Below are 17,470 nucleotides of genomic sequence, written 5' to 3'. Positions count from 1 at the left end.
AGACATGACGCAGCCGATTGATGCCCCGATCTTCGATGCCGATTCACACATGTACGAGACCGTCGAAGCTCTCACCCGATACCTGCCCGAGCAGTACCGGCAGGCCGTCCAGTATGTCCAGATCGGACGGCACACCCGGATCGCCATCAACGGCCGGATCACCGACTTCATCCCGAACCCGACCTTCGATCGTGTCGCCGCGCCGGGCGCACACGAGAAGTTCTTCGCCGGTGCGAACACCGAGGGCCTCACCCTGCGCGAAATGCAGGGCGCCGCAATCGAAGCACCCGCCGCCACCCGGAATCCGGACGACCGGATCATCGAACTCGACCGCCAGGGTGTCCGCGAAACGCTCAACTACCCGACACTGGCGAGCCTCGTCGAGCACTCCGCGGCCGATGATCCCGAACTGACCCTGGCCATCATCCACGCGCTCAACCAATGGATGCTGGAACACTGGACCTTCGCCTACCGTGATCGGATCTTCAGCACGCCGATCATCAACTGCGCCGAAGTCGACGGCGCCCGCCGCGAACTCGCGTATCTCCTCGACAACGGGGCGAAGGTGGCCTTGATCAAGCCGGCGCCGGTAAAGGGACTGCACGGATGGCGATCCCCCGCGCTGCCGGAGTTCGATCCGTTCTGGCGTGACGTGGAGAACGTAGGCCTGCCGATCGTGCTGCATGCCAGCCAGCCGCCGCTCGATGAGTACATCAACAAGTGGGAACCGCCCGCCACCAAGAACTTCATGGCCATGAGTTCATTCCGATGGCTGGCGCTCGGGCATCGGGAGATCTCCGACATGATCGGCAGCCTGATCTGTCACGGCACCCTCACCCGATTCCCCGAGCTGCGCATCGCCAGTGTGGAGAACGGCAGTTCGTGGATTCATCCCCTCTTCCACGATTTGGCGGACCTGACCAAGAAGATGCCGCAGAACTTCCCCGAAGACCCCCTGGAAGTTTTCCGGCGCAATATCTGGGTCAGCCCGTTCTGGGAGGGATCGGTCGCCGATGTCGTCGAGACGGTCGGGTGGGACCGAGTGATGTTCGGTTCGGATTACCCACACCCCGAGGGACTTCCGGAGCCGAAGAGCTATTGGAAATACGCCGAGGGTATGGACGAGCGCCGCACGTGGGACTTCATGGGCGACAACGCGCGCCGATTCATGGGACTACCTATCGCGAATCCCGATCCCGCCGCGCAGCAGCCACCGGTATTCGAGAGCAGCCGGTGAGCGTGACGCGTCCCCAGCCGTCCATCACACCCGACAACGAATTCTTCTGGACCTCCGGCGCGGACGGCCGCCTGCGCATCCGGGAATGTCTGTCCTGTGCCGCGTTGATCCATCCGCCGCAACCGGTCTGTCGCTACTGCCGCGGCGACCGGATGGGCGTGCGGGTGGTGAGCGGTTTCGCCACCCTCATCGGTTTCACCGTGAACCACCGCTTCCAGGTGCCCGGCCTGCCCACCCCATACGTAGTGGCACAGGTTGCCCTGGAAGAGGATCCGCGCGTACGGCTGACCACCAATGCGGTGGGATGCGAAGCGGGGCAGCTGACTCTCGGTATGCGCATGCAGGTGGAGTTCGAGCAGCTCGGCGACGTGTGGCTGCCACTGTTCCGCCCGGCGGATGAGCAGAAGCCGTTGGCTCCCTTGCCAATCGATGACATCGAGCCTGCCGCGGTGTCGCGCCACGTCCGGCCGATGGCGTCACCGGAGAAGTTCGAGGACAAGGTCGCGCTCACCGGGATCGGGATGTCGGAGCTCGGGCGGCGGTTGATGGCCGATCCGCTGTCGCTGACGGTGCACGCCTGCCGGGCGGCGGTCGAGGACGCGGGCCTGCGCCTGGAGGATATCGACGGGCTGTCGACCTATCCGGGATCCGGTGGCTTCGGCCCATTCGGCGAGGGCGGTGTCACCGCCCTCGAATCGGCCCTGGGTATCCGCCCGACCTGGTACAACGGCGGCGCCGAAACCTTCGGGCCCGGTGGTTCGGTCATCGCCGCGATGCTGGCGGTGGCCAGCGGGCTCGCCCGGCACGTGCTGTGCTTCCGCACCGTATGGGAGTCGACCTACGGAGAATTGATTCGTGCCGGGCGTATTTCGCCTTCCGGCGGGATTGCCGACGGCTGGTTCGTGCCGTTCGGCGCGGTGTCGGCGGCGCATCTGCTGGCGCAGACCGCGCAGCGCCACTTCCACCGGTACGGCACCGATCGCGAGACCCTCGGCGGGTCTGGCGATCGGATGCCGCCGCCATGGCCGAGATCCGGCAGATGTTCAGCGCCGCACCACGATTCGTCACCAATGTGCAAACCTAAGCCGGACACAACCTGAGTCTCGGATTGAGCGCGGCCGCATACCATCTCGGCACGTTGTCGTTCGTGGAGGAATGCGCAGTCGTTACGCGGGCCGAGAATCCGGCTTCCCCGCCTCGGCACTGAGCCAGCCCCCGGCCCCGTCGCTCGAATGACCACGACCGAAGATCTGCTGTAAGGCTGGATGGCGGTAGCGCGGAAGATCTGTTGCGAGCCTGGGGCCTAAGCGAACGACGCAAAGCTGCTGCGGTGCGGGTGCTTCTGTCCGCCCCGGTCGACGCTCGCTCCTGACCCGCCGGAGGCCCGAAGTTGGTCTGAAATGGCACTAAGACGAAAAGTCCCGAGAAGTTTCGGGGCGCCTCCCTCGGTATCGCTTTGAGCTGCGCGTTCGGCGATTTGTGGTTGGGTGAGTAGGGTGTCAAGAACGCAGGGCATTAGTTATCCACGCTCGTTTGGGGGCATAGTAGTAAAAATGAGAACTTTATTTAAGATTTATGTCGCAGTATTCTCATTGGGAATGTCCGCAGGCATTGGCTTCATGATCGGCCGAGCAATCGCAGTTCCGGGCACCACCGAGTGGTGGAAATCTGCGACTCAGCCAACAACAGTTTTGGTTGCAACACTCGGCGCCGTGACCGCAGCTCTGGTTGCCTACTTGAACGGACAGCTCACTCGTGAGCAGGATGACAGGCGAAAGAACATTGAGAGGCAGGACGAGCGACGCTCAGAATTGCACGAACGATATTCTGGTTCAGCAAAAATGCTTGCGGATGATAAACCAGAAATCCGTGCGGCAGGAGCGCATTCTTTAGTTGGACTGGTTGATGACTGGCATTACTTTGGAGAATCCAGTACTGCGGATGATTCAACGTTACCGGAGATGCAGGCATGCGTCCAGCTGCTTTGTTCGTATCTCCGCGGTGAGCGCCGTTTAAGCACTCAGTCGAATGAGCATCTATATGAAAATGGCGTTCGCTCGACAATTTGTGATCTAATCCGCGTAAATAGCGCAAAATGGAGGCGGCATGGCATTGAAGAACTTCACCTCGCCGGAGCGAACCTGCAGGGCAGCGATTTTCATGATGCAGATCTAACTGGCGCAAATCTTGAGTTGGTGGACTTTACCTCGGCGGATCTCACCGGAGCTACGCTAACTGGCGCCAATTGTTGGCAAACCAAGTTCGTTGAGGGTTCACTGCATGACGCAGATCTTTCGGGCGCAATACTTGTCAGCGCAAATTTCTATAAAGCCTCTCTGATTCACGCAAATCTAAGTGGTGCTGAGCTGTCGACTCACAAATTGGAGACGGAACTTTATCCGGCTCTTGCGCAATTTTTAGGTACAGAGGGACCATTTGAATATGCATTTAACTTCGACCCAGACAGAGAAATGTCGGATGAACGCCATGGTGTAAATTTTTCCGAAGCAGCACTTTTGGGCCTGAATCTTCGTGGTGCGGATCTGTCGGGCGTCAATCTGACGAATGCGATGATAGCTAGCGTAGAGCTAAATGATGCCAATCTCACGGGAGCGGAGTTGTCCGGTGCGACGTTGTTGAAAGTTATTCTGGCGGGTGCCACTGTGTCTCAAGAACAACTCGAATCTGCCTATATCCTATCCGCGATTCTCCCGAATGGGGAGCAGATTGGATATTTGACCGAGCTTGCAGCGATAAGGGCTGAGATGCAAGCCAGCAAGATTCGGTTTGAGGATCTAGTCCGACGCGCAGATGAAGTCACCGCGGAAACGCCTGCGGCCGAAAAGGAAACCATTAGTAGCGAATTTGACGCGCATCTTAAGAGTCTCGAAGAAAGGCGTGATAGATTTCTACGCTGGGAAGAAGTGCGCGAGCGTTGGTCTCAACGCAGCAGCGGCGGAAGGCCGCCTTCTGCCGAAAATATTAGTTCCCAAGGGGGCGGGACGCAGGCCGAGTCATCGAGTTGAAGCACCGTGGAGATCTGGGGCACACGCTATGAATAGTCGTGAACGACCAGTACATCCGTAGGCTTGCCGACGCGGACGCTATTTGAACCGAGTGGGGGCAAGCGGGGCACCTTCATGGACTGAGGTCTCGCCAACGTCTACGCCAATCCTTCTTCGTCGGTGTCTCGGGCGGGCATACCGTCTCTTCCATCGATGACTGTCACACGGATACCCGCATGTGTCGGCTCTACCGGGACTCGCACGCCTACCACCCATCCGGGCCATGCTCCGAGATCGAACCGGATTTGGAGCGTCACGAATTCCAAGGCCACATCCGATTCCCCAATAGCTAGCTTTGACTTTGCAGCGTTCGATAAAAGCGGTGATCCGTTGCACTTTTCACTTGCAATCTGACTACGGAGGCCGGCGGCGCGGTGCAGGTACGACCGCGCCCACCGACGCGGCTCCGCACGGTCGAACACCCCCGCTACCCGCGAACACCTCATCGAAACCCGCTCGCCCCGCCAAAGCATCCTCGGCCACTACATCATCTAGCACCAGCGACAAGCTGCTGCAGAATGAATAACCATGCAGCACAATGAAATACAACATCGCTCTATCCCCGACCGTAGCGGCCTTACCTTGAGTCAGTGACCGAAAAGGGCACTGGCGAGAGTAAGGCCTGCGTGGGCCTCTGGGACTGATCCTCACTCGACGCGAGGTCGGTCGTGTCCTCTGGCGAGGCCGCTCCCTCCGATCCTTGGCACCTCTAGCGGCCTGTCCGGCACGCTTGGTCGCTGCTGCCACTCGAGCAAGCACCGGCAATGTTACTGATTCAGCCAAGGCGGTTTCCTGATCGGCGTCGCCCGCAGCGGCGGCACGATGTCTTGTATCCGTGGCAATACCTCCGTGTCGTGCTCAGCCGTCGGAACTTCAGGGGCTGAGGTCGGTTGTGGTGGTAGCGAAGAGGTGTCTCCACAATGCGCTTCCGCCTCCATGTACTGCTCGTCATCCTCGCTGTGACGGATACTGGGCATGACCTCTGGTACGGCTGGAACGTGAATTACTCTCCACCACAACCCAATCCGAAAGCTCAATGCTGCCGTGAAGAGCACCGAGGCTGGCCAGAGGGTGGGGACAAGATGCAGCGACATGTTGGCTAGTCGTCCTCGGCCAGCAGCAAAAGATACGCCGCCTCCAAGTGCACGATGCACTCGTCCGGGTGGTGGAACCGGTGGATCTGCCGAAGCTCCCGAGCGCGTTCAACCGTCAACTCCATCAGCGAGACCTGGCACATGAACTCGGCGACCTTGCCGTCTGCTGACACAAATGTCCTGTGGCTCGGGGGATCTGACATCCCGTCGTGACTCATTACGTCACCCGCTCACATATGAGGTTCCCCCGCCTGGCCGGAGAGCGAATTATCTGGTTCCGGCTGGAACCCGTTGATGGTAGCTGGCTTCGAACTCGTCCGGTGATCGCCAACCCAGCTTCTTCTGGATGCGCTGGCTGTTGTACCAGCCGTCGATGTAGGCGAACAGGGCGTTCTCGGCTTCGTCGCGGGTGCGCCACGAGTGTCGGTAGACCAGCTCGGTCTTCAAGGTCGAGAAGAAATTCTCCATCAACGCGTTGTTATAGGATTATCCGGCTAATCAGGGCTGATCTTGTTCTGCCGGTTGGGTTTCGTGGTTATCCGGCTGATTTCTGGATGTCGGTGATGGCGGCGTCGAGTCGGGCGATGAGTTTGTGGTGTCGGTCGGCTTCGGTGATCCAGCCGCGGCGTTGGGCGTCGGCGGCGAGTTTGGTGGCGTCGGCGCGTTGGGCGGCGAGGATGGGCAGGTAGGTGAGGTCGGTGCGGAAGTTCGGGCAGTGTTCGCAGATGTTGGCGTAGGGGCAGGCGCCCTGGGCTGGTGCGCGCAGGCAGAATCCGCCTGCCAGACGGGATTTCAGTGCCGGGGTGTCGGTCCAGTTGTTGCCGCCGGTGATGTCGGCCAAGGGTAGGGCTTTGGTGCCGGCGGGTGTGGTGGGCAGGGCAGCGAGGTGGTCTTTGGCGAGGGTGAGGGCGCGTTCGTATTCGGTGCGGACGGTGGTGTCGAACAGTTTTCCGTAGCGCAGGCTCATCTGCGCGGACACGTGTCCGAGCAACGCCATCAGCGATTGCAGGGAGACACCAGCGTTGACCAGTGCGGTGGCGTAGGTGTGGCGTAGCTGGTGTGGGGTGACGTGGCCGATTCCGGCGGCTGTGGCGGCGCGGTCGAGTTCGTTGCGGACGGCTTGTTGGGCCAGGCGGCCGCCGTGGTGGGTGAACAGGAACTGGGCTGGTTTCCCGGTCCGTGGGTGCGGTAATGGTCTTCCGGGACTACGGATTTCGATGATCCGGTCGATCAGTTCGACGGTTTCCTCGTCGAGGGGGACCATGCGTTCGGTGTCGAGTTTGCCGAGCGGGACTTTCAGCCGGGCTCCTTCGCCAGCAATCTCGTGGAGGCAGTCGATTTCGAGGTCGAGTAGTTCCCCTATCCGTAGGCCGCAGGCGCGTGCGAGCAGCAATGCGGAGGCGGCGAGTTCGTGGTCGCTGGTGTGCAGGGCGTCGGTGAGGCGGCGGTCGGCGTCGAGGGGTATGTAGCGTGGCAGCGGGCGCGGGAGGCGGGGGATGTCGTTGCGGAACAACAGTTTCCGCTTCGGTGCGTGGTTCCATCCCCATTCGGTGATTTCGGTGAGGAAGGTGTTGACCGCGACGACGCGGCGGGCGTGGTCGGCGACGCCGATAGGTTCGCCGGTCTTGGTGCTGACCGCGTCGGCCAGGCTGGCCAGCCAGGGTTCGATGTGGCGGCGCCGGTCCAGCTGCGACAGCTGGGTCAGGGTGGGGTCGAGATCGGTGAGGAACCGGCCGAACCCGGTCAGGCGGGTGGCCATGCTGGAGACGGTGTGGCGGGTGCAGGTGCCGCGCTTGGCGTGCAGGTAGTCGATCATCGCCTCGGCGATCGCGGGGGTGATGCCGTCGAGGCGGACCGCGAAGTCCCAGGGGCCGCCGCGGCGGGGCGGTTCGGGCAGGATGCCGAGGTGGAACAGCACCAGATGTGTGTTGGCCAGTGCGGCCTTGTAGTGGTGCCAGCCTTTGCCGGTGCGGTGCTGGCGGTCGCGGCAGGCGTCGGCGAACTCGTCGAGATCGCCGGTGGTGAGTTGGTGCAGGCGGCGGCCGGTCTGGATCAGCAGCCGCGCCGGCGCCTGTGAGCCGGTGGCCGTGCGGACCCGTTCACTGAATCCGAGTTCTCTTGCGGCGGTGAGGTATCGAGCGAGATCGGGTCCGATCGGGGAGGCGTCGATCTCGCGCCAGAGGCTGGAGATCTTGCGTTCCAACAGATAGTCGTAGCCGGGCCGCAACCAGTCGTGCAGCATCAAGAACGTGATGAACGGCCGCGTCGAGGAATTCGCCGACAGCCGCAGCTCGAGCGGCTCGTCTGCCCAGTCTTGCGGGTTCGGGCCAACGTTGCAGGAACGTGCGCGCCGAACTGTAGTAGGGCGCGCTGCCGCGGTCTGTGCGCGCCAGTTCGGCCAGGTAGGTGTGGTAGATGTCGTCGGCGTCAGACCTGGCGGCGAATACGTGCGCGTGCGGCATCGAATTCCTCCTTCACCCGCTTCGGGGCCAGATGGATGTAGCGGGCGGTGGTGTCGACATGGGTGTGCCCGAGCAGTGCCTGCATCACCGACAGATCGACCCCGGCCTCGGCCAGCGCGGTGCCGAACGAATGCCGCAACGCGTGTGGATGCCCGGCCGTGACACCGGACAGTTGCCGGTGATAGCGGAAGATCGTCCGCAACCCGGCCGGGGTGAGCGGTTGCCCGCGGTGCGGGCCCTTGGCGACCAGAAACAAACGCGCTGAAGCCGATTCGGGTCGCTCGGCCAGCAGATAGCCCTGGATCACGCGGGCCAGGTCGCCGTCGAGCGGGACGGCGCGTTCGGTGGCGCCCTTGCCCCAGACCCGGATCCAGCCGCGACCGATGTCGACATCGGTGACGTCGAGAGCGAGCACCTCGCACGACCGCAACCCGCAATACAGCATCAGCCCGGCGATCGCGCGGTCGCGCCAGGTCCGCAGACTCGCCAGCAACCGTGCCGCCTCCGACACCGCCAAAGGCCTCGGCAGCCGTCGTGGTTCCCGCAGCCGAAGTGCCGATCGTGGTCGCGGTTTGCGCACCAGATGCGCCAGCAGTCCGGTCTTCTCACCCGGCACGAACCGTTGCGCTTCACGGCCTTTCGGCACCGGACTCGGCAAGGCCGGGTCGCGCATCGCGCGGAAGGCGAACAACCCCGACACCGCCACCAGCCGCCGGTTCACCGTCGCCGCCGCGTACCCGTCCAGGCGCCGGCCCGCCAGGTCCACCACGTTCGGTCCCGGCCGTCCCGGCAACCGCGCCGCCCGGCACGCCGCCAGATACCGCAGCAGCACCGGCGTGGTCACATCGTCGACCCCGAGGCCTTCACCGAGCAGCCATCGGCCGAACATCACCAGGTCGAATCCATAGGCCCGCACCGTTTTCGGTGAATAGTTGCGATCAGCCAGATAACCCAGATACTCATCGATCACCCGCAACCCATCGGCACCCGGTCCGGCCAGATACCACCGTCCGGCGTCGTGTTCCAGGCGCAGTCGATCACGGTTGTCCGTGCTCATGCCCGACAGGTCTACTCCAGGTCAGCCGACACGCGAACACACGAATCGCCGAACACCCCCGTACCCCCCTTGACCAGGGGAATCGGAGGATATTAGCCGGATAAGGGGCAATCACCGACCGAGCCCATGGATTGCGCAATCCCGTTGTCGGCCAACCGATTAGCGAACCGGATCGCCGTGTAAGTCGAACCCCTGTCGGAATGATGGACCAGTTCGCCATCGCGGACATCACGCGACCACACGCCGTATTCGAGCGCACCCAGCACCAGGTCGGTGTCGCAGCGATCGGAACTCTTCCAGCCGACGATCCGATTGGAGAATGCATCGCGCACCGCCGCCAGCCAGAACACCCCTTCACCGACCGGGATCCGCGTCGCGTCGGCCACCCATAGTTTGTTCGGTGCATCGGCGGTGAAATTCCGTTCGACCAGATCCGGAGCCGGTATGGCCCGCGGGTTCTGCCGCGTCGAGGGAATTCGCCATCTGCGCCGCCCGAACGCGCCCTGCAGGCCCGCCGAACGCATCAGCCGCTCGACTCGTTTGCGGCTCACCCCGATGCCGCGACGGACCAGCATCGCGTGCACGCGCGGAGATCCGTAGGTGCCGCCGGAGCTGGTATGAATGTCGACGATCTCAGCCAGCAACTCCTCGTCGGCGAGCTGCCGCGCCGACGGCGTGATCGTCCTCTTCCTCCATTCATAGAACGTCGAGGACGCGATACCGAGAACCCGTAATACGAGCTCGACCGGGAACTGCGGATGGTCTTTCACGAACCGCACGATCACCTCCGGGTCTGGTCGAGCTCCGAGGCGAAATACGCACTCGCAGAACGCAATACCGCGTTGACCCGCTCGAGCTCAGCGACGCGCTTCTTCAACTGTTTGTTCTCTTCGACCATATCGGTCGTCGGCCGGTCATGCCGTTCGCCGACATCAGCCTCGGCCTGGCGGATCCAGTGCCGCAACGCCTCGTGATGCACCCCCAACTGCGCCGCCAGCTTCCGAATCGTCGGCTTAGGATCCGACTCCCGATACAGCCTGACCGCCCGCGCCTTCAACTCGTCGGGGTACTTCTTCGGTGCCGCCACTGATGAACTCCTTCCGGTCCAATCGGACCACAGCTTGGAGCTCTCCAAGAAAGTGGGGGAACCTCACATATCCGGTGGCAGGCGTCTGCCCTCGGCAAGCTCCGTAATCAGGCAGTTGTAGGCGTCGCTCATCCGCGCGACCCGGAAGGCGTCTTCATGCGCCTGACTGTTGATGTAGCTCAACCACAGTTCGGCCATTCGGGAAATGACGAGGCCAACGGTCTCGGTATGCCAGACGCCTGATACATGCTGGCGCCCCTGTAGGGCGGTGGCGACTGAGCGGTCAATGGCCGTGGCGAGAGAGGCGAGGGAAGATTCTGCTGCAGTGAAGTCGCCGACAGCTCGGCGAAGTTCATTGCCGGACATGCCGTCCGGCTGCTGCATTCGTCGGATCGCTTCCTTGCGCTTGTGATGGATCGGGATCATCCGCGAGGCTGCGTCGATCACACTCGTCAGCGCTGCGTTGCCCTCTCCGCGAAATGCCTTGTGCAGTTGTTCCGCATTGGGGAGCATCACATCAACCGTCATGGTGGACTGTCCCTTACCGCGGTTTGCTTGCGAAGGGAACGGCGCAGCAGGCTGTCACCAAAGCCCGAAGTGCGGCAGCCTTTCTCGGGCAGCGCTTGGCGCGGCAGTTGACATGAAATTGCATCATGCGCTGCACCTCGGAAACGCAAAAGCTGTCTGGTACCTGATGACTTACTTGCTCGGCCTGAGCGGCACACTGGTGGATAGAGAAGATATTGAATGGCATCGGTGATGCGCCTTTCAACTGACGCGGCGGGGGCAAAGGCACCCGGCACCAAGGGCTTTCGCCACCTTCCCCAGCTCTCTGGGGAAGGTGCGCCGCCTCAGGAAAAACGGCGTCGACTTGGTACCGGGTACAGGTCTAACCGTGCCTGTTGGGCTGATTTCGGCGCGATCGTATAGCGGTGGGGTACCGTTGGGGTAATGACCGCATTTTCCCAGTTCAGACGGTTAATTCTCAATTCAACGCTATGGTCGACGATTGGAATTACCCAACGTACGCAACTTATTTGGCGCAAGGCGGCCTGCGACATGGAAAAGCCCGCCAGCTATACAGCTGGCGGGCTCGCGTTGTGCGTCGGTGTGGACTACCGCGCAGTGCGAGGAAATCCTAGATCCGAACTGCCGACGAAGGTGAATGCGTCACCGCTGGCGGCCAGCACATCGCCAATTCGCGCCAGCGTCAACGTGAGTGCCTGGACGGAATCGACCCCGACCGTGTAGCCCTCCTCCAGCAGCTCTTTTCCGCTGATCCGGAAAGGGCAGAAATAATCCTCGCTCTCCAGATACGACTGCGGCGAACCGATCTCGACCGTGACAGGTTCGTCGCCTCGATGCAGTGTTCGGACGGCAATCGGCTCGCCCAACTCCCAGCTGATCGGCATCTGACAATCCTATGCCGTCTGTGGGGGCAGCGTGGCATACGGCAGCGTGAGTGTGGCCCAACGGAAGGGATTGTGTTTGCCTGCAAGGCAATCGGCGTACCACTGGGCTATCAGTTCGTAGCACTCTCGCCGCCTATCCGAGGTGCTGAAGCGCGCTTGACAGCCGGGGATGAGTTCGTCGTAATACTGGTGCTCGCACCACTTTTTGACGGATTCCGGCACACCGGTATGCACCACGACCGTGGCAGTACAGTGGGCAGGCGTTGGTGTGGCCGATCCGTCCCCGATGCCAATGAGTACCGATCCGGTCAGAGCTGTGGCCAGGAGACAGACGCGAAAGATGTTGCGAAGCATGGGAAATCCCCCTTCGAGAGCTGTCGGTGTTACCTCCTAAGGGTCGCGGTGCGGGCGTTTTCGGCGCGATCGTGTATCGGTGGGGTAGTGTTTGGCTACCGTGTGTGTTTGCCCAGGTCAGGCGACGTAACGTAGGTGGGGCCATGGTGAGAGGGCGGGAGTGGACCGGGTTCGAGGCGGCGGCGCTGCAGGAAGCTATGCGGCGATCAGTCCGCGATTTTGCCGTGCTACTCGGCATCGAGACCACCACGGTTATCAACTGGCGGACGGGTTTGGGTGCGGTCAAGCCGCGTTCAAACACTCAGGCGATTCTCGACACCACGCTTGACCAGCGTGCGACGGTTGACGATCGTGCCCGGTTCGAGCAAATTTTGGTCGAGGGCGAAGCCTCCTGGCGAGAGCGGCACCAAGCGCTCCGCCGAAAGGAAGCGACAAAACATCAGCTGACCAGCCACGATCCGCCTCGAAACCCGACCAGCCCGTTTGTTGGTACGACCGTGCCGACTACTGTGGAGGACAGCCACCCCGCCATACCCGGCGGTGACTACCCCACGGAGATTACGGACATGAACCGACGCGAACTGTTGCGGCTCCTCAGCATCGCCACAACCGCGCTTGTCACGCCGGTGGTTGTCGACTGGGATCGCGTGCAGTTCACGGTGGCGTCGGGCCATGTCGACGCTGGCGTCCTCGATCAGTACGCCAGCCTCAATCGGTTGCTCTGGAAGAACTACGGCGAGGCGGAGACGAAGGCGGCGATCTTCAGTGCTGCTCGTGAACACCTGACCGTCCTGGTTGACGGGCTCCGCAGTCCCCATAGCGCCAAGCTCGGCCGTCGTCAGCTCGAACTGATCGCTGACGCTCTCCAACTGACCGGCGAAATTTTGCTCGACGGCAACCACTTGACGGAAGCTGCCCACTGCTATGCCTTGTCCGGCACATTCGCGGCCAACGCTCGCGCCCACGATCTGTGGGCCTGCGCGTTGACGCGCCATGCTTACATCGGCATTTTCGACAACAGATTTGATGATGCTCTGCCGCTGGTGGAGGAGGCGGCCGAGGTGGCTCGTCGGGGCGACAGTCTTCTCCCAACGCGCTATTGGGTCGAGAGTGTTCGTGCCCAGGTTCAGGCGGGGCGTGGTGAGGCCAACAAGTGCCAGCGGGCATTCGACACGGCGCGGGGTGTGCTCGACTTGGCGGAAACGCCGTCGCTGGGCTGGTTGCGCTTCTCGGGCGAACGCATCGATGAAGAGCAAGCCAGCTGCCTGATTCAGCTTGGCCAACCGGAACCGGCCGAACGGATCCTGACGCCGCTTCTAGAGCGTCCGCTGTCTACACGACGCCGGGCCAGTGTGCTCGTCGACTTGGCCGCGGCCGGGGCGCTCCGTGGCGATCCAGTGCAAACGGTGTCGTATGGCAGTGCGAGTGTCGACATTGCTCGTCGCACCCGGTCTGGATACCTCGGGCGTCGGCTCGGGCAGTTGCGGCCGCATCTGGCGGAACTAGAGGCTGATCGTCATGTGGCCCACCTGGAGCGTGAAATAACTAGGCTGGCAACGTCACCCACACACTGATGAGGAGCACTGTGAGCAGCGACAACGATCACGGCGGCAAGGTCTTTCGCGAAGCCTGGATCACTGGCGTTACCACGCATTACCCCGGTAAGCCGAAGGACAGCTACATCACGCCGTGGGAGAACACGCCGGACTGGGAGCGTGCCAGTGCGGCGGCGGTCTACCGTCAAGTGGTCGACTTCATCAAGCTCACCGATGGCGCCGCGACCCGTTTGAACCCAGAGTTGAAAGGGCAATTTGTCGCGATCTGCTGGATCGGACAAATTCTGGCGCGTATCCCGGATCCGAAACCGGGCTACATCGCGCCTTGGGATCAACTGCCGGAGTGGCAGCAGAAGACCGATATCGGCGTCTTCGAGGCGATCGAGCACGATGTGACGGCGTCCAAGTCGTAGGCTCCTTCTCCATCGTTCGGCGAAAGGTTCTCTCGCCCAACGACTTCACAGGCGCCGACGAAGTCGCCGACGCCTGGCGGCCTTCGAATCAGTTGTTGGGCGTGCGGCTGGTGAAATCGAAGGAGCCGCCGTCGATGCCCCAGGAGATGATCCGGTCGGGATGGATCCGAATGATCGCGCGCTCCTGGGGTGGGAACGGCGGCTCCTGGTCGTCGAGCGCCTCGGCCGTGCCGCGCACCTCGATGCCGCGAATAACGTACGGCTCCAACGAGACCTGCTGGTCGACGACGAACGACACCCGACTGCCCGCCTCGACGTTGCGGTACTTGCGGCTGTTCTGCATGCGCATACCGCCGATGTCGATGGTGCCGTCGGCATTCACCCGATAGCTGGTCGGGTTGTTCTGCACAACGCCGTCGGGCGATACCGTGGCGAGCCGACCGATCCCGGCCTCCGCGAGGAACTGCTGCTCGTTCGTAGTGAAAGTCACCGATGAAGCGTAGCGGGATGCCTCGGCAGCGATCACGCCATCCTTGGGTGCACGATTGCTCCTGCGCGTCAGTCGCTGGACGGCAGAGCTTTGGCCTGCTTGAGCTCCAAGGGGATGTCGTGCACCGCGAGCGTGCCGGATCCCGGTCGGGTGACGAGGATTTCGGCTCCCGTCTCGTGGACGTACCGTTTTCCGAGCGCGGTGCCGTCGGCGAAACGCGGGTCGAGATCGGCGGTCGTCTTCTCGGCTCCGACCGGCACCATGGGAGCGCCGCCGCAGCGCAGTCCGTCGAGAGCGTCGGTGGCTCTGATGACGATCACCTGGGTTTCGCAGACCTGACTTTCCAGCCGGGCGCCACTGTTGATCACGATGCTTCCTCGATGGTCGGGGTGAGTTCTTCGATCAGGTTGCGCCGCAGCACTTTTCCGGTCGGTGTGGTGGGCAGCTGATCGCGGAATACGATGCGGTCCGGTGTTCGCGACCCGCGTAGGTTGGCGCGGACGTGATCGCGCAGCACTTCCGGTTCCGGGTCGCAGTTGGGTGCCGGGACGACCACCGCGACGATGATCTGGCCCCATTGCGGGTCGGGGACGCCGACCACTGCGGTCTCGTGGACGTGCGGGTGTTCGACGAGCACATCCTCCAGTTCGGCCGGTGCGATGTTCTCACCGCCCCGGATGATGGTGTCGTCGCCGCGGCCGCCGAGGAACAGGTAGCCGTCTTCATCGAGGGTGGCGAGATCGTTGGTGGGGAACCAGCCTTCGCCGTCGAGCACCGAGCCGACATCGGTGTAGGCGCCTGACACCTGCGGGCCGCGGACGAACAGCGCGCCGGTCGCGCCCGGGGCGGCGATAGTGCCGTCTTCGGCACGGATCTGCAGTTCGATGCCGGGGACCGCGCGGCCGACCGAGCCGAGCCGTTTCGCGACGGCGGGATCGTCGGCGTGATGAGCGTTCTGGTGATCTTCGGGGGTGAGTACCGCGATGGTCGAACTGGTCTCGGTCAGGCCGTAGGCATTCGCCAAGCCGACATCGGGCAGCAGCTCGAGGGTCTTGCGCACGAGCGGCAGTGGCGCCTTCGAACCGCCGTAGGCGAGGGTACGCAGGGTCGGCAGTGTCACCGGCGCGCCCTCCAGCGTGCTGACGATCCGATCGAGCATCGTCGGCACCACGGTGGCGTTGGTGATCTGCTCGTCGTTGACCAGCCGGATCCACTCCCGTGGCTCGAACTGCCTGAGGTACACCATTTTTCGTCCCGCATAGAGATTCGACAGTGCCGCGCCGACGCCCGCGATGTGATACGGCGGCACACAGATCAGCGCGGCGTCGCCGGGCTCGGCCGAGCCGAAGTCGACGGTGCCCATGACGTAGCTGATCAGGTTGGCATGGGTCAGCTCTACCGCCTTGGGACGTGCGGTCGTGCCGGAGGTGAACAGTATGACCGCGACGTCTTCGGGTGCTGCCTCGACGATCTCGCTGTCCGATGCCGCGGCCCGCGTGGCGGCGAGGAACAGATCGGTGTCGATGACCTGTTTGCCCGAACCTTCGACCGCTTCGGCGTATTCGGCGTCGACCACCACCAGCGGCGCGGGCAACCGGTCGATCAGCTCACGCAGCGCCGAGGCGCTGAGACGGTAGTTCAGCGGAGTGAAGGCCCTTCCGGCTCGGGCGGAGCCGAACAGCAACAGAGGCACCATGACGCCACCGGTGCCGACGTATGCGACGTGTCCGACGCCCGACGAACCGATCAGTCCCGCCGCGCCGCGGGCCATCGCATCCAGTTCCGCGGTGGTGACCCGAACAGCGCCGGATACCACCGCGAGGCGATCGGGATCGTCGGCCTCGACCATGTCGAGCAATAGCGCGATGCTCAAACCTCAGCCCGCGTTCTGGGCGGTCGCGGCTTTGATCTGCGCCTGGAACTGCCGCAGCTTCTCCTCCGCCGCGGTCGACTTGTGGCTGCGAGCCTGAATGCTGACATCGTGGTCCCCGGCGGCCGCGCGCAACGCGCCGACGGTGGCCTTCTCCCTCGGCACATGGGCGAACGGGTCGAAGGAGTACCAGCGCATGGCGTTCAGGTGGGTCATCTTGTCGATCTCGTCATCGGGCACCTGCTCGCGCTGCAGCACCTCGTGCAGTGCCTCCGGAGCATCGGGCCACATCGAGTCGCTGTGCGGGTAATCGGCTTCCCACGAGATGTTGTCGATGCCGATCTCGTTGCGCAATCGCACACCGATCGGATCACTGATGAAACAGGTCAGGAAGTGGTCACGGAAAACCTCGGACGGCAGCTTGCCGCCGAAATCCTGCATGGTCCACGTCGAATGCATTTCGAAGGTGCGGTCGACGCGTTCCAGGAAGTACGGAATCCAGCCGGTGCCGCCCTCGGACAGTGCGATCTTGAGATCCGGATAGTCCTTGACGGGCCTGGACCACAACAGGTCCGCGGCGGCCTGCACGATATTCATCGGCTGCAGCGTGATCATCACATCCGGCGGCGAGTCGACCGCGGGAATCGAGAGCCGTCCCGATGATCCGATGTGGACGCTGCATACGGTATCGGTGTCGACCAGGGCCTGCCACAGCGGATTCCAGTACGGGTCGTGGAAACTGGGGTAGCCCAATGCCGCCGGGTTCTCCGTGAACGTCAGCGAATGCACACCCTTGTCCGCGCACCGGCGCACTTCCGCGGCGCACAGTTCGGCATCCCAGATCACCGGCAGCGCCATGGGAATGAAGCGCCCGGGGTAGGCGCCGCACCACTCATCGATGTGCCAGTCGTTGTAGGCCCGCACCAGGGCCAGCGAGAAGTCCGAATCGTCGGTGGCGAACAGCCGCGCCGCGAAGCCCGGGAACGACGGGAAGTTCATCGACGCCAGAATGCCGCCCGCGTTCATATCCTTGACGCGCTCATCGACGTCGAAGCAGCCGGGCCGGATCTCGTCCAGCCCTTCGGGTTCGAGCCCGTACTCTTCCTTCGGTCGCCCCGCCACCGCATTGAGCGCCACATTGGGAACCACGATGTCGCGGAACTTCCACATGTCGGCGCCGTCGTCGGTGTGTATCAACCGCGGCGCGTCGGCGGCGTACTTCTTCGGCAGGTGGTTTTCGAACATGTCCGGCGGTTCGATGATGTGGTCATCGACGCTGATCAGAATCATGTCGTTCTTGTCCATGTCCACACTCCTTCGTGGATATTACAGTATGGTTTACAATATAGCCCATGGCAGGGCCTCGCGGGATC

16 protein-coding genes and 1 pseudogene are annotated in these 17,470 nt (G+C 62.8%); 5 read left to right on the top strand and 12 right to left on the bottom strand.

Features of this window, described 5'->3' with window-relative positions; translation table 11 throughout:
* Positions 1–4 precede the first annotated feature (4 nt).
* The 3 genes and pseudogenes from ACQPZ2_RS23495 (at position 5) to ACQPZ2_RS23485 (ending at position 4,263) form a co-directional block, all read left to right on the top strand.
* Positions 5–1,237 carry an amidohydrolase family protein gene (locus ACQPZ2_RS23495; RefSeq protein WP_433520420.1) on the top strand — a complete coding sequence of 411 codons (1,233 nt, stop codon included), beginning with the start codon at positions 5–7 and terminating at the stop codon, positions 1,235–1,237.
* A pseudogene (locus ACQPZ2_RS23490) lies at positions 1,234–2,232 on the top strand (OB-fold domain-containing protein); the annotation flags it as partial. The gene ACQPZ2_RS23495 and the pseudogene ACQPZ2_RS23490, both read left to right, overlap by 4 nt.
* A 558-nt stretch (positions 2,233–2,790) precedes the next feature.
* On the top strand, positions 2,791–4,263 hold the full coding sequence (locus ACQPZ2_RS23485; protein WP_433520419.1) for a pentapeptide repeat-containing protein: 1,473 nt from the start codon (positions 2,791–2,793) through the stop codon (positions 4,261–4,263).
* Between the two features lie 1,138 nt (positions 4,264–5,401).
* Here the strand turns inward: ACQPZ2_RS23485 and ACQPZ2_RS23480 are convergent.
* From ACQPZ2_RS23480 to ACQPZ2_RS23445, 8 genes are all read right to left on the bottom strand, one after another.
* Positions 5,402–5,569, bottom strand: coding sequence for a hypothetical protein (locus ACQPZ2_RS23480; protein ID WP_433520418.1), 168 nt, complete (start codon positions 5,567–5,569; stop codon positions 5,402–5,404).
* 94 nt (positions 5,570–5,663) lie between these two features.
* Positions 5,664–5,867, bottom strand: a complete 204-nt coding sequence (locus ACQPZ2_RS23475; RefSeq protein WP_433520417.1) for an IS3 family transposase — start codon at positions 5,865–5,867, stop codon at positions 5,664–5,666.
* Between the two features lie 64 nt (positions 5,868–5,931).
* Entirely contained in the window at positions 5,932–7,638 is a 1,707-nt protein-coding gene (locus ACQPZ2_RS23470; RefSeq protein ID WP_433520416.1) for a tyrosine-type recombinase/integrase, read from the bottom strand.
* 185 nt (positions 7,639–7,823) lie between these two features.
* Positions 7,824–8,915: a tyrosine-type recombinase/integrase gene (locus ACQPZ2_RS23465; RefSeq protein WP_433520415.1), complete on the bottom strand. Its 1,092-nt coding sequence runs from the start codon at positions 8,913–8,915 to the stop codon at positions 7,824–7,826.
* Between the two features lie 92 nt (positions 8,916–9,007).
* On the bottom strand, positions 9,008–9,694 hold the full coding sequence (locus tag ACQPZ2_RS23460; protein WP_433520414.1) for an IS3 family transposase: 687 nt from the start codon (positions 9,692–9,694) through the stop codon (positions 9,008–9,010).
* Between the two features lie 2 nt (positions 9,695–9,696).
* The gene (locus tag ACQPZ2_RS23455) at positions 9,697–10,002 is read right to left on the bottom strand and encodes a transposase (RefSeq protein ID WP_433520413.1); all 306 of its coding nucleotides are present in this window, start codon (positions 10,000–10,002) and stop codon (positions 9,697–9,699) included.
* A gap of 63 nt (positions 10,003–10,065) precedes the next feature.
* Positions 10,066–10,530, bottom strand: coding sequence for a hypothetical protein (locus ACQPZ2_RS23450; protein WP_433520412.1), 465 nt, complete (start codon positions 10,528–10,530; stop codon positions 10,066–10,068).
* A gap of 587 nt (positions 10,531–11,117) precedes the next feature.
* On the bottom strand, positions 11,118–11,414 hold the full coding sequence (locus tag ACQPZ2_RS23445) for a DUF6968 family protein (protein WP_063039224.1): 297 nt from the start codon (positions 11,412–11,414) through the stop codon (positions 11,118–11,120).
* Between the two features lie 497 nt (positions 11,415–11,911).
* Here ACQPZ2_RS23445 and ACQPZ2_RS23440 point away from each other — a divergent pair, with 497 nt between their 5' ends.
* Entirely contained in the window at positions 11,912–13,342 is a 1,431-nt protein-coding gene (locus tag ACQPZ2_RS23440; protein ID WP_433520411.1) for a hypothetical protein, read from the top strand.
* 11 nt (positions 13,343–13,353) lie between these two features.
* Positions 13,354–13,737: a hypothetical protein gene (locus ACQPZ2_RS23435; protein ID WP_433520410.1), complete on the top strand. Its 384-nt coding sequence runs from the start codon at positions 13,354–13,356 to the stop codon at positions 13,735–13,737.
* 88 nt (positions 13,738–13,825) lie between these two features.
* Here the strand turns inward: ACQPZ2_RS23435 and ACQPZ2_RS23430 are convergent, their stop codons facing one another.
* The 4 genes from ACQPZ2_RS23430 to ACQPZ2_RS23415 all read right to left on the bottom strand — a co-directional run bounded on the left by ACQPZ2_RS23430 (position 13,826) and on the right by ACQPZ2_RS23415 (position 17,402).
* A complete protein-coding gene (locus tag ACQPZ2_RS23430; RefSeq protein ID WP_433520409.1) occupies positions 13,826–14,227 on the bottom strand; it encodes a PPOX class F420-dependent oxidoreductase in 402 nt (133 codons plus the stop codon).
* 68 nt (positions 14,228–14,295) lie between these two features.
* On the bottom strand, positions 14,296–14,595 hold the full coding sequence (locus ACQPZ2_RS23425; RefSeq protein ID WP_433520408.1) for a hypothetical protein: 300 nt from the start codon (positions 14,593–14,595) through the stop codon (positions 14,296–14,298).
* Positions 14,592–16,100 carry a class I adenylate-forming enzyme family protein gene (locus tag ACQPZ2_RS23420; protein WP_433520407.1) on the bottom strand — a complete coding sequence of 503 codons (1,509 nt, stop codon included), beginning with the start codon at positions 16,098–16,100 and terminating at the stop codon, positions 14,592–14,594. Before ACQPZ2_RS23420 ends, ACQPZ2_RS23425 begins: the two co-directional genes overlap by 4 nt.
* 3 nt (positions 16,101–16,103) lie before the next feature.
* Positions 16,104–17,402, bottom strand: coding sequence for an amidohydrolase family protein (locus ACQPZ2_RS23415; RefSeq protein ID WP_433520406.1), 1,299 nt, complete (start codon positions 17,400–17,402; stop codon positions 16,104–16,106).
* Positions 17,403–17,470: the final 68 nt, after the last annotated feature.

This window comes from Nocardia pseudovaccinii, from assembly GCF_050942345.1.
GTDB classification, from domain to species: Bacteria; Actinomycetota; Actinomycetes; order Mycobacteriales; family Mycobacteriaceae; genus Nocardia; species Nocardia pseudovaccinii.
This window is presented reverse-complemented; position numbering and strand designations above follow the sequence as displayed.